The following is a 15,903-nucleotide window of genomic DNA, read 5'->3' as shown; positions in this document are numbered from 1 at the left end:
TTCAAGTCCCGTTAGCCGCAGGCGAGCCGTAGTCGAGACGCTTCCGCTCGACCTCGCTAGCGAAGTGTGAGGCGATAGCCCACCCCACCAGATGGAAGAATCGTCCGGTGACCGCAACTCTCGTCGCTCAGGGCCTCGCCGGCGGATACGGCCACCGCACACTCTTCGACGGCGTCGATCTCACCGTCAGTCCGGGTGACGTCGTCGGGGTCGTCGGGGCCAACGGCGCCGGCAAGTCCACGCTGCTGCGCATCCTCGCCGGGCGTGACGCACCTCAGGCGGGTACCGTGAGTCTTGCTCCCGCCGACGCGTTCGTCGGCTGGCTCCCGCAGGAGCACGAGCGCGTCGAGGGCGAGACCGTCGCCGCGTACATCGCCCGTCGCACCGGGTGTGCGGAAGCGACGGCGGAGATGGATGCCGCGGCATCCGACCTCGGCGATCCCTCGATCCCCGGCGCGGACGACCGGTACGCCACGGCCCTCGAGCGCTGGCTCACGAGCGGTGCGGCCGACCTCGACGAGCGCCTGCCGATCGTGCTCGCCGACCTCGGGCTCGAGCTCGACGCCGACGGCATCCTCATGACATCCCTCTCGGGCGGTCAGGCGGCGCGCGTCGGGCTCGCGGCCCTGCTGCTGTCGCGCTTCGACATCGTGCTGCTCGACGAGCCGACGAACGACCTCGACCTCGACGGGCTCGAGCGACTCGAAGCGTTCGTGCGCGGCCTGCGCGGGGGAGTCGTGCTGGTCAGCCACGACCGTGAGTTCCTCGCGCGCAGCGTCACCCGCGTGCTCGAGCTCGACCTCGCGCAGAACTCGCACCGCATCTACGGCGGCGGCTACGACGCCTACCTCGAAGAGCGGGCGACCGTGCGCCGTCACGCGCGCGAGAAGTACGACGAGTTCGCGGGCAAGAAGGCCGATCTCGTCGCTCGTGCTCGGGTGCAGCGCGAATGGTCGAGTCAGGGCGTCCGCAACGCGATGAAGAAGAATCCCGACAACGACACGATCCGGCGCAAGGCCGCGACGGAGTCGAGCGAGAAGCAGGCGCAGAAGGTGCGCCAGATGGAGAGCCGCATCGCCCGGCTCGAAGAGGTCGACGAGCCCCGCAAGGAGTGGCAGCTCGAATTCACGATCGGTGCTGCGCCGCGGTCGAGCTCCGTCGTCTCGACGCTCAACGGCGCGGTCGTCCGGCAGGGGGCGTTCACGCTCGGACCGGTCTCGCTGCAGGTCAACGCCGGCGACCGCATCGGCATCACCGGGCCGAATGGCGCCGGCAAGTCGACGCTGCTGCGCACGATCCTCGGTCGGCAGGCTCCCGACGAGGGATCGGCCGGACTCGGGTCGAGCGTCAGCATCGGCGAGATCGACCAGGCGCGCTCGCTGCTCGTGGGCTCACGTCCACTGGCCGACGCGTTCGAAGCTCTCGTGCCCGAGATGGCGTCGGGGGAGGTCCGGACGCTGCTCGCGAAGTTCGGTCTCAAGGCCGATCACGTGCTGCGCCCGGTCGACGAGCTGTCGCCGGGGGAGCGCACCCGCGCCGGTCTCGCGCTGCTGCAGGCGCGCGGCGTGAACGTCCTGGTGCTCGACGAGCCGACCAACCACCTCGACCTGCCCGCGATCGAGCAGCTCGAACAGGCGATCGAGTCGCACGACGGCACGCTGCTGCTCGTCACCCACGACCGGCGGATGCTGGATGCCGTGAGCACCAACCGTCGCTGGCACGTCGAGGGCGGCCGCGTCACCGAGGCCTGAGAGTACAGTGCGCCAGTGGATCACGACCTGGCCGGCCTCGCCGAGGTCGAACAAGCGCCCGATGCGGATCGAGCCGGAACCCGAGGCCGGTGGCACGCGCCTCCGCGTGAGGGCGCCCCGTAGGCTCGGGAGATGACGAGCGACGCGACACCCCAGCCGAACCGTCTCACCGAGCCGCCGCTGAACCGGCCCTACGTCGGCGCACCTCCGCTCGCGGCACTGCGGCGGTGGATGCAGAACTATGCGACCTTCCGCGGACGCGCGAGCCGGTCGGAGTTCTGGTGGCCGATGCTTGTGATCGTCCTGTTCCCGGTCATGGTGCAGATCGTCAACGGTTTCACCACAGGCGACTGGCGTCCCATCGACACTCGCGTGGTTCAAGATGTCCCCGACGTCATCGTGCTCGTCTTCTCGCTGGTGACCCTGCTGCCGATGCTCGCCGTCACCTGGCGTCGCTTGCATGACACGAACCGCAGCGGCGTGTGGTTCTTTCTGATCGTCCTGCCGCTGATCGGCTGGATCGCCCTGGCGATCATGCTCTCGATCCGCGGTGAGCGCGGGGGAGCGCGGTTCGATCCCGTTACGACCGGCGGGCGATGAGCAACGCGATGACGGCGACGACACCGATGACCGCGGCGATGCGCGCAGCCTTGCCGGTGCGGCGGGTGAGCGTCAGCGCGCCGTCGACGATTCTGACGTTCTGATCGATTCGGGCGGTGGCGAAACCGGCAGCCGCGTCGACGATCTTGTCAGCGACGTCCGGAACGGCGTCGGGCAGTGCATCCTTCGCGGCGTCCTGCACCTTGTGGATGGCGCCCTTGCCGGCATCAGCGACCCCGTGCACGACCCGCGACGCGGCGCGCGTGACGCCCGATGTGCGCTCGGATGCCTCGGGGGCAGACGTCTGCGCGTCGGCATCGTCGATGGCGGCGTCGTCGCCCGTGGCAGGTGTGGTGTTGGCGTCCGTCATGACGGCTCCGTTCGTCGGTGCGAGAGGTCCGGAGGAAAACTCTCGCACCGACGACGAATTGGAGAGAGGCCCTAGCCGACGCGGGGGATTTCGCGTATGCCCGATCAGCTCAGGGCGTCGATGACCTCGACCCGTCGCTGGGGCAGGTCGCGGCTCGCGGCATCCCAGATGCGGGTCGTGTGCGACGGTGAGAACTGCGGCCAGCCGGGGTCGCCCGCGCGGATGAAGGCGACCCAGGCCGCGTGCATGTCGCGCGCCAGGTCGGCGGGGGCGTCCGGGCCCGCCAGCAGCAGCGCCTCGGGGTCGCCGAGCCGGTCGAAGGCGAAGCCGATCTCGAGCGCGTGTGCGGCATCGAGACCCCGAACCGGGCTGCGCCAGGCGAACTCGTAGACGAACGTCGGTGCGGTGCGCGCGCGGGCGACGCGGGTCGCGGGGGCGCGCAGCATCCGGTCGGTGAGGAGCTGCCCCAGAACCTCACCGGGCGATGCGCCGGGGAATGAGCGTGCGGCGGCCCGGGCCGCCCGCTCGGACACCCCCATCGCGCGCCGCGCCACCCATGCCTCCAGCCGCCCGATCCGGGCGATCGCGTCGGGAGTCAGCCACAGGCGGTACTCGTCGGTGTTGGTGCCGATCATGATCGGCAGCTCCGCCGACGTCAGCGCGACTTCGGGCACCTCGGGCAGCGACTCGTCGTCGAGGGCGAGGACGAATCCGGGCGCGCCGCGCAGCGGACTCGACCCGGCCGAGGCCCGTGACCGCGCGCTCAGGAGGTCGGAGGTGGGCGTTGCAGCGAAGGCCTCACGGGTGGTCGCGATGCCGAGCTCGCGGGCGATCGCGTCCGACGCCCGGCGCGCCTTGTCGGGCTCCGCAGCTTCGAGCGGACCCGACTGGATGATCGCCCCCGCAACGAGGGCGCGCGACCGCGGTTCGCTCACCAGCGCGGCGACGAGGGCGCCACCGGCCGACTCGCCCATGAGTGTGATGCGCGCCGGGTCGCCGCCGAAGGCGCGGATCTCGTCGCTGACCCAGCGCAAGGCCGCCGCGGCATCCCGCAGCCCGAGGTTGAGGGGAACGCCGTCGAGCACGCTGAAGCCCTCCACGCCGAGCCGATAGTTCGCCGAGACGAAGACGATGCCGTCTCGGGCGAACGTGGTGCCGTCATAGATCGTCTGCGCGGCGGCGCCGCGTTCGAGTGCACCGCCGTGCAGCCACAGCACGACGGGGGCGTCCGCCGCGCCGACCGGTGCCCACACGTTGACGGTGAGGATGTCGTCGCCCTCGATCGTCGGCACCGTGAGCAGCTCGCCGAGGTCGCCCGGATACGGGGTCTGCGGGGCCGTGGGGCCGAACCGTGTCGCGTCGCGCTCGCCGTCCCAGGGGTCGACCGGCTCGGCTACCCGGAAGCGGCGCTCGCCGACGGGCGGTTTCGCGTACGGGATGCCGAGGTAGCGGTCGACCCCGTTCAGGCGCGAGCCTCGCAGTTCACCGCCGCCGATGCTGACCCGCGCTTCGTCCGACACGACTTCCTCCGGCATCCCTGCTCCCTTCGTTCCTCCCACCGTATGAGAGTCGCTTAAGCGGCGTTCGAGCGCGCGAGGCCTGCGGCTCACCTACCGATAGCGTCGACAGTGATGAGCAACCCCTTCGCCGAAGTACCGGTCCTTCCCGTCGTCATCCCCTTCGGCATCGTCGTCTTCGCCGTGCTGCTGGCCGTGCTGTGGGCTCGACGCGTCTTCTCGCCGGCCCGCGCGGCCGTGGCCGCGGCGGTCGCCGTCTACGCCGCGGGCATCGTGGGCAACACGATCTTCCCGATCTTCCTCGACAAGCCCGACTCGGGGGTGCCGTGGACTCCGGGGCTGGCGCTCATCCCCTTCGCCGACTACGAGCTCGACGACGCGCTGATGAACATGCTCGTCTTCGTGCCGCTCGGCATCCTGATCCCGCTCATGCTCGCCCGGCCGACCTGGCTGAAGGTCATCGGCGCCGCGGCGGTCACGAGCCTGACCGTGGAGTCACTGCAGCTCGCGGCGCAGGCGTACTTCGCCGGCGGACACATCGCCGATATCAACGACTTCCTCTCGAACGTCGCGGGCGGTGCGCTGGGCTACGGTCTGCTGCTCCTGCTCGCGCGCGTTCCCGTGCTGGCACGCTTGATCGACCGGTTCCGCTGGTACCCCCGGGGGAATGCGGAGGAGCGAGACCGCGAGACGGTCGCCTCCCGCGCCTGAGGGGTCAGCGTCCCTGACGCTTCTTGTACGGCTTGGGCTGTCCCTTGACGATGGGGGCACGGCCCGAGCCCTTCGACGCCTTGGCCTTTCCGCCGCCCGACGCCTTCTGCTTCGGCGCGACGGCCGGCGCGGGAGCCGCGGCGACCTCGGCTCGGGCGTCGGCGAGCAGCAGGGTGCCCGCCGGGGTCAGGCGCGGCTTGCCGCCGTCCTTCGTGAACAGCGGATGTCCGACTTCTTCTTCCAGGCGATCGATCGACGAGTAGAGCACCGGGAGCGACACCCCGAGCTTCTCGGCGGCACGCGGAAAGTGCAGCGTGTCGGCCGCGGCGACGAAGTGGACGAGATCGCGGATCTTCATGAGTCACCGTCGGCCAGGGGGCGGCGATCATCGCCGAAGCGGCGCTCGAGCACCTCGCCGTACTCGCTGCCCGCCAGGTAGTGACGGAGCGCACGGGCGAGGCCCGCGAGGTCTTCCGGAGCGAGCTGGGCGTGGGCTCCCTCGTCGACGGCGCGGTCGATCTCACGAAGCTGAGGGACCAGCGCCTTTCCCGCCGCGGTCAACTGCAGCGCCACCGCTCGGCGGTCGGCCGGATGCGTTGCACGTTCGACGAACCCACGACGCACCAGTGTGTCGACGATGCGACTGGGACTGCCCGTCTCGCAGACGATGAGGCCGCCCAGCTCCTTGAGTGAGATCGGCCCGTAGGAGTCGAGCACGAGCACGATCTCGAATTGCGACGACGTCAGGCCGAGGGGTGCGAGCTGCCGGCTGAGAGCTCGGTTGCCCTCGCGCTGCGCCGCCAGCACGAGGTAGCGCAGCTCGAACGGCGCCAGTCCCGATTCGCGCGGGTGGATCGTCGGCGAGGTGGCCATATCGGTCATTGCGGGTTCCAGCCGTTCGTGGGCGGTGGGGTGGAGGGCCCCGCCCCATTGTGTCAGGAAGTGCCCCGGGTCAGGTGAGCGCGGGGAGCGGCGCCGGGGTTCCGGTGTCGGCGGCCGTCGGCGGTGCGGTCTCCTCGGTGCGGCGGCCGAACGAACGCGGCCCCAGGGCTCGCAGGATGCTCGGCATCACCAGCATCCGGATGACCACGGCATCCAGTGCGACCGCGATCGCCAGGCCGATGCCGATCTCGCGGACGATGCTGATCTGAGCCGTCGTGAACGACAGGAACACCGCGATCATGATCAGTGCGGCGCTGTTGATCATCGTGCGCGTTCGAGCAGCGCCCTGCAGCACCGACTGCTCGAACGGCATGCCCGCCCGGTAGAGCTCGCGCATGCGCGACATGATGATGACCATGTAGTCCATGCTCAGGCCGAACATCACGGCGAAAAGCAGGACCGGCGTCACCGAGTTGAGCGGATCGTCGCTCATCCACCCCTGCAGCAGGGTCAACACACCCAGGCTCGCGCCGACGACGAGGAGGTTGAAGACGAGGGCGAGCGCCGGCAGGATCGCCGATCGCCACGCGAAGGCGAGCATCAGGAACGTCAACGTGAGGACGATCGCGGTGATCAGCGGGATGCTCTGGATGATCGTCTCGTCGAAGTCGAGTCCCTGCGCGGTCGCGCCGGTGACCGCGACGTGGGTGCCGTCGGGAAGCTGATCGGCGAGGCCGGCACGGATGTCGCTGACGAGGGCGTGCGCACTGACGGAGTCGGGTCCCTCGGCTGTCGTCGCCAGCAGTCGCACCGTGATCTTCGCATCTTCGGCGTGCCACAAGCGCTGCAGCTGCGGGGGAGTCTCGCCCGCTTCGAGCGCGATCGCCGCCGAACCGCCGACCGGCGCGAACGAGGCAGCGTCGAGAACGGTGCCGGCACCGGAGCGACCGGCGATCCACGCGCTCGCGGTGGCCGTCGCATCGAGCGCATCGACCGGCTGGGTGCCCGCGGGGAAGGTCACGATGACGTCGACGGGGAACAGCCCCTCCTGCCCGACGTTCCGCTCGAGGAGTTCGAGGCCCTGCCGGGCGGGGTCGTCAGCCGGCAGCACCGTCGCGCTCGCGACGGGAGATTGCAGCGACAGCCCGAGAACCGGAATCGCCGCGAGAGCGAGCGCAGCGACGCCGGCGGCGCCGACGAGACCGGGGCGGCGGATGCGCGAGCGCACGCTGCCCCGACCTGCGTCGTCTGTTCGCCGGCGCAGGCGAACCGGGATGCGGCCGGCGTCGATGCGTGCGCCGAGCAGCGCGAGCCCAGCTGGCAGCACCAGCATCGTGACCCCGAGGGCGACGAGAGAGACCACGACGCCGCCGAGGGCGATGCTCGTCAGAGCCATCACGCGCGGCACGAAGAGGGCTGATAGGGCCAGGGCGACGGCGATACCGCTGAAGAGCACGGAATGGCCCGCGGTGGACATGGTCACGGTGATCGCCTCGGGCGTGCTGCGCCCCGCCGCGAGTTCCTCGCGGAAGCGTTTGATGATGAACAGCGAGTAGTCGACGGCGACGGCGAGGCCGATCATCGACACGATGTTGGAGTAGAGGTTCGAGATCTCCGTGACGCCCGTGGCGAGGGTGCCGAAACCGAGCGAGATCATCAGCGCCGAGCCGGCGACCAAGAGCGGCAGAAGGGTCGCCACGATCGATCCGAAGACGAACAGGAGGACCACGATCAGCACGGGGAACACGATGATCTCCGCGCGCAGCGCGTCCGCCTTGGAATGCGCGTTCAGCTGATAATCGAGTGCCGGCTGCCCCGTGACGAAGGCCTCGCCGGCGATGCTGGCGTCGTCGAGCGCGGCCTGCAACCGCGGCGCGATGTTCTGCACCGCCGTACTGTCCTGGGTGAAGCCCGCGATGACCGCCATGGTGCGACCGTCCTCCGACCCGAGGTCGGGCTGATCGAACGCGGTGGTGATGGTCTTCGCGCCCGCCTCAGTCGCCAGATCGGCCGCATGTTTCACGTCGCTTCGCGTGAGCGGGGCAGCGGCATCGAGAACGATGACCAGCTGATTCGGGGCCTCGTCGAACGTTTCCTCGACCGTCTCTTGGGCCAGCAGTGCCTCGGCCCGCGGGTTGGTGAACCCGCCGCCGCTCAGTACGCCGTCCAGGCGGAGAGCGAACAGTGCGCCCACCACGAACAGCAGTGCCCAGGCGATGAGGACGGTTCGTGGTCGTCGGATCGCGAGGGTGGTCATGGCTTTCATGGTGTCTCCGATCTAAGTGGCACAGCATGCGTGTTGTGTCATGTATACAGCATGTTGCGCCAGGTGAACATTGTTGATCCGAGATGCGAGGCGCTTGCGCGCTCGGGCCAGGCGTCGATAACGTCAATCTGCACAACACGCATGCTGGGGCAATATATGCGTTGTCATCTAATAAAAGCCGCCCGGAGGGCGGCCGCACACCAGGGGGAACATCATGACCATTCAGCTCGATCACACTGCCGCTGAGACCGTTCTCGATCCCGCTTCGGAAGCCATCGACGCCATCGCGCGGGGCGAGATCGTGGTGATCGTCGACGACGAGGACCGCGAGAACGAGGGCGATCTCGTCGCGGCCGCCGACCACGCCGACGCGGGCGTCATCAACTTCATGATCACGCACGGACGAGGGCTGGTGTGCCTCGCGCTCCCGGCCTCGCGCGCCGCGGAGCTCGAGCTTCCTCCCATGGTTCCGCACAACGAGGACCACATGGGCACCGCGTTCACCGTGTCGATCGACGGCACGCCAGCACGCGGCGTGACGACGGGCATCTCGGCCGGCGAGCGTGCTCTTCGCCCGATTCCGGCCCCCGGGCGCGGGACGATCGTCGCCCACGAGTTCGCTCACACCGGGGCCGTCCTCGCCATCATGAGGCGAGCGTTCCAGCCGGTCGCGTCGTGGCGCCTCGCACGTCTGCGTCAGGAGGTGCTGCGCCGGTGAGCCCGCAACCGCGGGGTTTCAGCTGTTCGAGTTGACGCGACGGACGAGCGCCGTTCGCAGCGAACGCAGCAGCAGCAACAAGCCGCCGAGCCCGACCACACTACCCAGGAACGGGAACACCGACACCGAGTCGGTCAGCAGCGGTCCGTGCTGCACGACCCCCATCATGACGCCGACGATGACCAGGGTGGCCCCGACGAGGGTCGTGGTGAGACGTCCGGTGAGCGACTCGACCCAGGAGCGGTCGTCGGGGGACTCCAGCGCGCGGAGACGGAGGGTGAGACGGCCCGCCTCGAGATCGCCGAGGATGCCGTCCACGCGGCGGGGCAGCTCACGCGCCCGCTCGATCCCGAGCTGCAGCTGCACCTGAGCGGTCATCGCCACCGAGCGCGGGTCGTTCATGTGCAGGGCGTACTGCGGGGCCCGCGACAGTGCGCGCTTGATCATGTCGTAGTCGGGATCGAGTCGCCGCAGCGTCCCCTCGATCGCGCCGAGCGTCCGGAATCCCAGCAGCAGACCGGGCGGGAGTGCGAGTCGGTGGCGCCGGAGCACCTCGATCAGTGCGGTGAAGAGGTGCTGGTCGGAGGTGGAGTTGTGCAGTCGTGTGAGGATGACGCCGATGTCGTGCTGAAGTGCTCCGACGTCGAGCTCGGCGTCGCCGCGCGGCTTCACGAGCATCAGCACGGCATCCGTCGCCCCCGAGTCGTCCTCGTTGTGGAGCGCGACGAGCATCGGCAGCAGCAGGCGCCGCATGCTGCGCTCGATGATTCCGACCGACCCGAAGTCGATGAGGGCGACGATGCCGTCGGGTTGCAGGATGAGGTTGCCGGGATGCAGATCGGCGTGGAACACGCCGCGCAACGCGATCTGCCCGACGATGACGTCGAGCACGGCGTCGGCGATGCGCGTCGCCTCTTCGGGAGCGACCGCGCCCGGCGCCTCGCTGCCGGGCTCGGGCAGACGGCTGAACGGGATGCCCTGCACGTGCTCCATGACGATGAGCTGTTCCGTGCAGAGCTCGGGGTAGACATCGGGGATCCGCACCGCGCGAGCGTCGGCGGCGGTCATCGAGTCGCGCAGCATCTCCATGTTCGAGACCTCGACGCGGTAGTCGAGCTCTTCGCGCAGTGCGACGGCGAACTGCGCGGCGAGGGCCGAGGCGCCGACATCCTTCGCCCACGTCGTGCGCCGCTCGAGGTCTGCGGCCGCCCGCTCGATGATGTCGAGGTCGGTGGCCACCTGCGCACGCGCCTTCGGCCGCTGAATCTTCACCACGACCGCACGACCGTCCTTCAGCCGTGCGCTGTGAACCTGGCCGACGGATGCCGCTGCCAGCGGGGTCTCGTCGATGCTGGCGAAGACCAGTTCGAGCGGTCGGCCCAGCTGCTTCTCGATCGCAGCCTTCGCCTCGTGCCACGGGATGGGCGTCGTGTCCATCTGCAGGGAGGCGAGCGCACTCGTGATCTCGGCGGGGAGGAGGTCGTTGCGGGTGGAGAGGATCTGGCCGAGCTTGACGAAGGTGACGCCCGCGTCGTCGAGGGTGGCCGCGAGCGCCCGGGGCAGTTCGGCCCGCGCCGATTCGCTGCGCATGCCACCGAGGCCATGCCGCGAGGCGATCGCGACGATGCGCGCGTACCGCACCGCTCGGCGGCGCCGGTGCAGCGCCTCGCGAACGTAGGTGACGGGGCCCATCGGCGGCCGCGCCGGCCACATGAGCTCGAGCGTGATGAGGGCGATCAGGACGATGGCGAACAGCCACGCGAGCACGAGCAGCACGAAGCCGAAGGCGACGGGCTGGTCGGTGAGCAGCCCGCCCTCCTCCTGAAGCACACCCGCTCCGCGCAGCACCCAGATGCCGAGCGGTCCGAACACGACGAAGACGATGAGCGAGACGAGCGGCCCGCGCACCCAGCCGACCCGCGCCTCGAGCGCCCGCTTGGCGAGCCAGGTGGCCGCGATCGAGAAGACCACCGCCGCGATGGTGAAGAGCAGCCACTCCGGCATCGGTACCCCCTCGAGTCCGTCGACCTGCTTCGAGGCTAGGGCACCGGGCCGAAGCGCGCCGGGCCGATCGCGCGTTCTCAGGCACGTCGGACTACCCTGAAGCGTGTCCACTTCTGCTGAACAGCCTGTACCCGAGTCCGTCGACGAACCGCCCGTCATCACTTTCCGCGACCTCGGGCTGGGGGAGCAGGTGCTCAAGGCGCTCTCCGACGTGGGCTACGAGACGCCGTCGGCGATCCAGGCAGCGACCATCCCGACACTCCTCGAGGGACGCGACGTCGTCGGGCTCGCGCAGACCGGTACCGGCAAGACCGCGGCCTTCGCCCTGCCGATCCTCGACCGGCTCGACCTGACGCAGAAGACGCCGCAGGCCCTCGTGCTGGCCCCGACGCGCGAGCTCGCGCTGCAGGTCTGCGAAGCGTTCGAGAAGTACGCGTCGCGCACCCGCGGCGTTCACGTGCTGCCGGTCTACGGCGGCCAGGGATACGGCGTGCAGCTCTCCGCACTGCGCCGCGGGGTCCACGTGATCGTCGGTACGCCCGGCCGCATCATGGACCACCTCGACAAGGGCACGCTCGACCTGTCCGAGCTGAAGTACCTCGTGCTCGACGAGGCCGACGAGATGCTGAAGATGGGCTTCGCCGAGGACGTCGAGACGATCCTCGCCGACACCCCCGACACCAAGCAGGTCGCGCTGTTCTCGGCGACGATGCCCGCGGCCATCCGTCGGATGTCGAAGCAGTACCTCAACGACCCCGAAGAGATCACCGTCGCGTCGAAGACGACGACCTCCTCGACGATCACCCAGCGGTACCTGATCGTGTCGTACCAGCAGAAGATCGACGCCCTCACCCGCATCCTCGAGGTCGAGAACTTCGAGGCGATGATCGTGTTCGCCCGCACGAAGAGCGCGACCGAGGAGGTCGCCGAGAAGCTGCGCGCCCGCGGTTACTCCGCCGCCGCCATCAACGGCGACGTCGCCCAGGTGCAGCGCGAGCGCACCGTCAACCAGCTGAAGTCGGGCAAGCTCGACATCCTGGTCGCCACGGATGTCGCTGCCCGCGGCCTCGACGTCGAGCGCATCTCCCACGTGGTGAACTTCGACATCTCGACCGACACCGAGTCGTACGTGCACCGCATCGGCCGCACCGGGCGTGCCGGCCGCACGGGTGACGCGATCAGCTTCGTCACGCCGCGCGAGCGCGGGCTCGTGAACGCGATCGAGCGCGCGACGCGCCAGCCGCTGACGCAGATGCAGCTGCCGAGCGTCGACGAGGTCAACGTGACGCGCCTGTCGCGCTTCGACGACCGCATCACCGCGGCGCTGGAAGACACCGACCGCATCGAGCGGTTCCGCGACATCGTCGCCCACTACGTCCGTCACCACGATGTGCCCGAAGTGGACGTCGCCGCCGCGCTCGCCGTGGTCGCGCAGGGCGAGACCCCGCTTCTGCTCGAGCCCGACCCCGAGCCGCGCGCACGCGCGCCGCGCGAGGACCGCGCCCCGCGCTCGTTCGACCGCGACGACCGCGACGGGCGTCCGGAACGCCGCCCGCGCGCGAGCAACCCGAACATGACCACCTACCGCATCGCGGTGGGCAAGCGTCACCGCGTCGAGCCTCGTCAGATCGTCGGCGCGCTCGCGAACGAGGGCGGTCTCAGCCGCGGCGACTTCGGTGCCATCCAGATCCGGCCCGACTTCTCGCTCGTCGAGCTGCCGTCCGACATGCCGCAGTCGACGCTCGACCGCCTGGCCGACACCCGCATCTCGGGCAAGGCGATCGAGATCCGCGTCGACACCGGCGGGCCGAGCCGCAGCTCGCGGGGCCGGTACGACCGCGACGACCGTCCGCGCGACCGCGACGACCGTCCTGCGCGCAAGCCCCGCCACCGCTCGGAGCCGAGCGACTGACAGTCCGGCCTCACCCGGGAGCGGAGACCGACTCGCACGCATCCGCTTCCGGGGCAAGCCCGGTTCGCGGTATCCGCTCGGCGTGCACAGTGGAGGTGTCCTGCGATCGCGGGACGCCACGCGAGCCGATCGGAGAAGTGACATGAGCCCCGACCACCACGGACGAGACGACGAGCATCAGCACGACGGAGACGACGCGGCATCGGCCGGTTCCGAGTCCCCCGAAGAGGGCGCCGAAGCCGAAGAGGCTGCCGAGGACGCCCGAACCGACCGCTGACGGCTGCGGTCGCCATCCGCGTCGGCGGTGCTCTGCTCCTGGAACACTGAGGAGCATGAGCACCGCCGACGTCGTCGTTTCCGCGACGGCTCCGGAGGACGCGACGCGGAATAGCGTGTGCGCGCGGCGAACGCAACGGGGTTCGGCATCCGCGCCGCCGGGATGATCCTGCGTCGATGAGCGCGACCACTCCGCATCCCCATCTCACCGGCCGGACGATCGTGGTCGTGGGCGCGTCCAGCGGCATCGGTCGCGCGGCCGCCTTACGCGCGGGCCAGGCCGGCGCGCGGGTCGTCGTGTTCTCGCGGCGCGGTGAGGCGCTGGACGAGCTCGCTCGACGCATCCGTGATCGCGGCGGTCAGGCTCACGTCGTGCCGGGCGACGCCGGCAGCACCGAGGACCTCGAACGGCTCGCCGCCGAAGCGGAGCGGATGTTCGGACCGATCGATGTCTGGGTCGCCAACGCGGGCGTCGCCACGATCGCCCCGTTCTGGGAGGCTCCCCTCGACGAGCACCTGCGCGTCGTCGACACCAACCTCGCCGGTGCCATGCGCGGGGCGCACGTCGCTCTCCGCCGATTCGTGCCGCGGGGGAGCGGCGTCATCGTGAACACCGCGTCGGTCGAGAGCGTCGTCCCGCTGGCCTACCAGGCGTCGTACGCGGCGACGAAGGCCGGCGTGCTCTCGCTCACCCGCGCCCTCCGCCAGGAGCTGCGGCTCGCCGGTGCGACGGGGGTGGCGGTGACGGCGGTGCTGCCGTGGGCCGTTCGCACGCCGTTCTGGCGCCACGCGGGCAATCACGCGGGCCGTGCGCTGCGACTGCCGCTGATGGACGACCCCGAGGTCGTGGCCGACGCGATCCTGCGAGCGGCGGTCTCCCGTCGCGAGCGGGTCGCCGTCGGATGGAAGGCGCGCGCCGCTCTTCTCGGCCACCGCATCGCTCCGGGCCTGACGACCCGGCTCGCCGCCGATCTCGTGCAGGCCTGTCTCCGGCGCGGGGCCGAGACGGCGCCGAGCTCGGGAGCGGTCCTCGACAGCCTCGACGACCCCGCGACCGCTGCCGAGACCCCGCGTGCGACTAGGTCGGCCTAGCGACGCCCGAGTGCGCGTCCGACGATACGGATGACGACCCATCCGGCGAGGACCCAGGGCCCGGCGACGAGGAGGGGATCGAGCCAGGTATGACGCTGGTCGACCCGTCCTCGGCCGAACCGCGACCGGATCGGATGCCGCCGGGCTTCGCTCAGAATCCCGGTCTCGGTGATGGGGTTGTCGGGCCGCGCCGTCGCCAACGAGCGCACATGTGCGCCGACGGCCTCGACGCGATCGCCGGCGATGAGCAGCAGCCAGTGGGCGGCCCGGCCCTCGCTGAAGCGCGCGTAGGCCAGCCGACGGATCCGTCCCGACAGACCGTGCAGCGGTTGCGCCGTGCCGTAGACGGGCGTGAGGAACGCGTGCTCGATCGAGCGTTCGCGGCCCGGGTCATCGGCCTGTCGCGGCGGCATCCCGCGGCCGGCCGCAGCCTCGTCGATCGTCTCGACGGTGCCGGACGGACGGTGTGCCGGGTCGAGGTCGACGCCCCAACCGGGGATGCGGGCGCGCAGCGCCGCGCGATCGGGTGCCGGCCGGGGCACGCTCGGGGTGTACGGGGTGGGGATGTCCGAGGAGTTCGCGCTCATGGGTCAGCCTTCCGAGGGGACGACGACGGTCTTCACACAGTCGTCGAGCTTGGACGAGAACATGTGGTACCCCTCGGCGATGTGATCGAGAGGGATGCGGTGGGTGATCATGTCGCTCGGTGAGATGTATCCCGCGCGGATGTGCTCGAACAACCGCGGCCACTGTCGTTTGACCGGTGCCTGGTTCATCCGCAGCGTGAGTCCCTTGTTGAGGGCGTCGCCGAACTTCACGGCACTGAACAGCGGACCATAGGCGCCGATCACCGACACCCGCCCGCCCTTTCGCGCTCCGTCGATCGCCCAGTTGAGCGCGACCGGCGAGCCGCCCTGCAGCTTGAGCTTGGCTGAGGTGACGTGCTGGGTGACGTTGCCGTCCGCCTCGGCCCCCACGGCGTCGATCACGACGTCGGCGCCCAGATAGTCGGTCATCCGCTTCATCTCGACGACGACGTCGCGGTGCTCGGAGATGTTCACCGTCTCGGCGTGCGCGAACTCACGAGCCTTCGCCAGCCGGTAGTCGAGATGGTCGAACGAGATGACCCGTCCAGCTCCCATCAGCCAGGCCGACTGCGCCGCGGCGAGGCCGACCGGCCCGGCGCCGAGCACCATGACGGTGTCGCCCTCGACGATGCTTCCCAGCTGAGCCCCGAAGTAGCCCGTCGAGTAGGCGTCCGTGAGCATGAGCGCGTCCTCGTCCGACATCCAATCCGGGATGACGGTGGGTCCGACATCCGCGAAAGGAACGCGCACGCGCTCGGCCTGACCGCCGTCGTAGCCGCCCGCCGTGTGCGAGTAGCCGTAGATGCCGCCGACCGCCGTCGCATTCGCGTTGACGTTGTGGCAGTTCGAGTACAGTGCGCGCGCGCAGAAGTAGCACGAGCCGCAGAAGATGTTGAACGGCACCATCACCCGGTCGCCGACGGCGAGGTTCGTCACGGCACCGCCGAGCTGCTCGACCACCCCGATGAACTCGTGTCCGAAGGTGTGCCCGATCCGGGTGTCGGGCATCATGCCGTGGTAGAGGTGCAGGTCCGACCCGCAGATGGCCGCGAGCGTCACGCGCACGATCGCGTCGTGCGGGTGCTCGATCCGCGGATCGGGCTTCTCTTCCACGCGGACCTTGTACGGCCCGCGGTAGGTCATGGCCTTCATCGATCGCCTCTCTGCCGGTTTTCGTGCCCCACCCTGCGATCCCTCCGCGCCGACTCCCACGGGCT

The 15,903-nt window shown here is 70.0% G+C and carries 15 protein-coding genes; 7 read left to right on the top strand and 8 right to left on the bottom strand.

Annotated features, from left to right (window positions below):
- Positions 1-107: 107 nt before the first annotated feature.
- Together CI089_RS00360 and CI089_RS00355 are read left to right on the top strand one after the other, a co-directional pair.
- Positions 108-1,751: an ABC-F family ATP-binding cassette domain-containing protein gene (locus CI089_RS00360; protein WP_094259769.1), complete on the top strand. Its 1,644-nt coding sequence runs from the start codon at positions 108-110 to the stop codon at positions 1,749-1,751.
- Positions 1,752-1,883: 132 nt separating this feature from the next.
- On the top strand, positions 1,884-2,351 hold the full coding sequence (locus tag CI089_RS00355; protein WP_094259768.1) for a DUF805 domain-containing protein: 468 nt from the start codon (positions 1,884-1,886) through the stop codon (positions 2,349-2,351).
- On the opposite strand, the gene CI089_RS00350 is transcribed toward CI089_RS00355, so the two are convergent.
- Together CI089_RS00350 and CI089_RS00345 are read right to left on the bottom strand one after the other, a co-directional pair.
- Complete coding sequence (locus CI089_RS00350) at positions 2,332-2,721, bottom strand: hypothetical protein (RefSeq protein ID WP_094259767.1); 390 nt, start codon at positions 2,719-2,721, stop codon at positions 2,332-2,334. The genes CI089_RS00355 and CI089_RS00350 overlap by 20 nt on opposite strands.
- Positions 2,722-2,825: 104 nt before the next feature.
- Positions 2,826-4,256, bottom strand: coding sequence for a carboxylesterase/lipase family protein (locus CI089_RS00345; RefSeq protein WP_094259766.1), 1,431 nt, complete (start codon positions 4,254-4,256; stop codon positions 2,826-2,828).
- Positions 4,257-4,352: 96 nt separating this feature from the next.
- On the opposite strand from CI089_RS00345, the gene CI089_RS00340 reads away from it, so the two are divergent.
- Positions 4,353-4,949 (top strand): VanZ family protein, encoded by a 597-nt coding sequence (locus tag CI089_RS00340; protein WP_094259765.1) that lies wholly within the window; start codon positions 4,353-4,355, stop codon positions 4,947-4,949.
- 4 nt (positions 4,950-4,953) lie between these two features.
- Here CI089_RS00340 and CI089_RS00335 read toward each other — a convergent pair whose 3' ends face one another.
- From CI089_RS00335 to CI089_RS00325, 3 genes are all read right to left on the bottom strand, one after another.
- On the bottom strand, positions 4,954-5,307 hold the full coding sequence (locus tag CI089_RS00335; RefSeq protein WP_064954952.1) for a helix-turn-helix domain-containing protein: 354 nt from the start codon (positions 5,305-5,307) through the stop codon (positions 4,954-4,956).
- Positions 5,304-5,831, bottom strand: coding sequence for a MarR family winged helix-turn-helix transcriptional regulator (locus CI089_RS00330; protein ID WP_094259764.1), 528 nt, complete (start codon positions 5,829-5,831; stop codon positions 5,304-5,306). The genes CI089_RS00335 and CI089_RS00330 overlap by 4 nt, the downstream gene beginning before the upstream one ends.
- 70 nt (positions 5,832-5,901) lie before the next feature.
- Positions 5,902-8,088: an MMPL family transporter gene (locus tag CI089_RS00325; protein WP_179223179.1), complete on the bottom strand. Its 2,187-nt coding sequence runs from the start codon at positions 8,086-8,088 to the stop codon at positions 5,902-5,904.
- A gap of 223 nt (positions 8,089-8,311) precedes the next feature.
- Between CI089_RS00325 and CI089_RS00320 the strand changes: the two genes are divergently transcribed.
- A complete protein-coding gene (locus CI089_RS00320; protein WP_094259762.1) occupies positions 8,312-8,815 on the top strand; it encodes a 3,4-dihydroxy-2-butanone-4-phosphate synthase in 504 nt (167 codons plus the stop codon).
- Positions 8,816-8,833: 18 nt separating this feature from the next.
- Here CI089_RS00320 and CI089_RS00315 read toward each other — a convergent pair whose 3' ends face one another.
- Positions 8,834-10,819 carry an ABC1 kinase family protein gene (locus CI089_RS00315; protein WP_179223178.1) on the bottom strand — a complete coding sequence of 662 codons (1,986 nt, stop codon included), beginning with the start codon at positions 10,817-10,819 and terminating at the stop codon, positions 8,834-8,836.
- Positions 10,820-10,922: 103 nt separating this feature from the next.
- On the opposite strand from CI089_RS00315, the gene CI089_RS00310 reads away from it, so the two are divergent.
- The 3 genes from CI089_RS00310 (at position 10,923) to CI089_RS00305 (ending at position 14,099) form a co-directional block, all read left to right on the top strand.
- Entirely contained in the window at positions 10,923-12,731 is a 1,809-nt protein-coding gene (locus CI089_RS00310; protein ID WP_094259761.1) for a DEAD/DEAH box helicase, read from the top strand.
- Between the two features lie 142 nt (positions 12,732-12,873).
- Positions 12,874-13,008 (top strand): hypothetical protein, encoded by a 135-nt coding sequence (locus CI089_RS16515; RefSeq protein WP_256977320.1) that lies wholly within the window; start codon positions 12,874-12,876, stop codon positions 13,006-13,008.
- Between the two features lie 176 nt (positions 13,009-13,184).
- Complete coding sequence (locus CI089_RS00305; protein ID WP_094259760.1) at positions 13,185-14,099, top strand: SDR family NAD(P)-dependent oxidoreductase; 915 nt, start codon at positions 13,185-13,187, stop codon at positions 14,097-14,099.
- Here CI089_RS00305 and CI089_RS00300 read toward each other — a convergent pair.
- Both CI089_RS00300 and CI089_RS00295 read right to left on the bottom strand, forming a co-directional pair.
- Entirely contained in the window at positions 14,096-14,686 is a 591-nt protein-coding gene (locus CI089_RS00300; RefSeq protein ID WP_256977319.1) for a hypothetical protein, read from the bottom strand. The genes CI089_RS00305 and CI089_RS00300 overlap by 4 nt on opposite strands.
- Before the next feature lie 3 nt (positions 14,687-14,689).
- Positions 14,690-15,838, bottom strand: a complete 1,149-nt coding sequence (locus CI089_RS00295) for a zinc-dependent alcohol dehydrogenase (protein ID WP_094259759.1) — start codon at positions 15,836-15,838, stop codon at positions 14,690-14,692.
- Positions 15,839-15,903: the final 65 nt, after the last annotated feature.

The sequence above is a fragment of the Microbacterium sp. Yaish 1 genome (assembly GCF_002245215.1).
In the GTDB taxonomy this organism is placed as follows: Bacteria; Actinomycetota; Actinomycetes; order Actinomycetales; family Microbacteriaceae; genus Microbacterium.
This window is presented reverse-complemented; position numbering and strand designations above follow the sequence as displayed.

Coding starts and splice junctions, on each gene's coding strand:
- CI089_RS00355 (WP_094259768.1), top strand. CDS start 1,884: ATGACGAGCGACGCGACACCCCAGCCGAACCGTCTCACCGAGCCGCCG.
- CI089_RS00350 (WP_094259767.1), bottom strand. CDS start 2,721: ATGACGGACGCCAACACCACACCTGCCACGGGCGACGACGCCGCCATC.
- CI089_RS00345 (WP_094259766.1), bottom strand. CDS start 4,256: ATGCCGGAGGAAGTCGTGTCGGACGAAGCGCGGGTCAGCATCGGCGGC.
- CI089_RS00340 (WP_094259765.1), top strand. CDS start 4,353: ATGAGCAACCCCTTCGCCGAAGTACCGGTCCTTCCCGTCGTCATCCCC.
- CI089_RS00335 (WP_064954952.1), bottom strand. CDS start 5,307: ATGAAGATCCGCGATCTCGTCCACTTCGTCGCCGCGGCCGACACGCTG.
- CI089_RS00330 (WP_094259764.1), bottom strand. CDS start 5,831: ATGACCGATATGGCCACCTCGCCGACGATCCACCCGCGCGAATCGGGA.
- CI089_RS00325 (WP_179223179.1), bottom strand. CDS start 8,088: ATGACCACCCTCGCGATCCGACGACCACGAACCGTCCTCATCGCCTGG.
- CI089_RS00320 (WP_094259762.1), top strand. CDS start 8,312: ATGACCATTCAGCTCGATCACACTGCCGCTGAGACCGTTCTCGATCCC.
- CI089_RS00315 (WP_179223178.1), bottom strand. CDS start 10,819: ATGCCGGAGTGGCTGCTCTTCACCATCGCGGCGGTGGTCTTCTCGATC.
- CI089_RS16515 (WP_256977320.1), top strand. CDS start 12,874: ATGAGCCCCGACCACCACGGACGAGACGACGAGCATCAGCACGACGGA.
- CI089_RS00305 (WP_094259760.1), top strand. CDS start 13,185: ATGAGCGCGACCACTCCGCATCCCCATCTCACCGGCCGGACGATCGTG.
- CI089_RS00300 (WP_256977319.1), bottom strand. CDS start 14,686: ATGAGCGCGAACTCCTCGGACATCCCCACCCCGTACACCCCGAGCGTG.
- CI089_RS00295 (WP_094259759.1), bottom strand. CDS start 15,838: ATGAAGGCCATGACCTACCGCGGGCCGTACAAGGTCCGCGTGGAAGAG.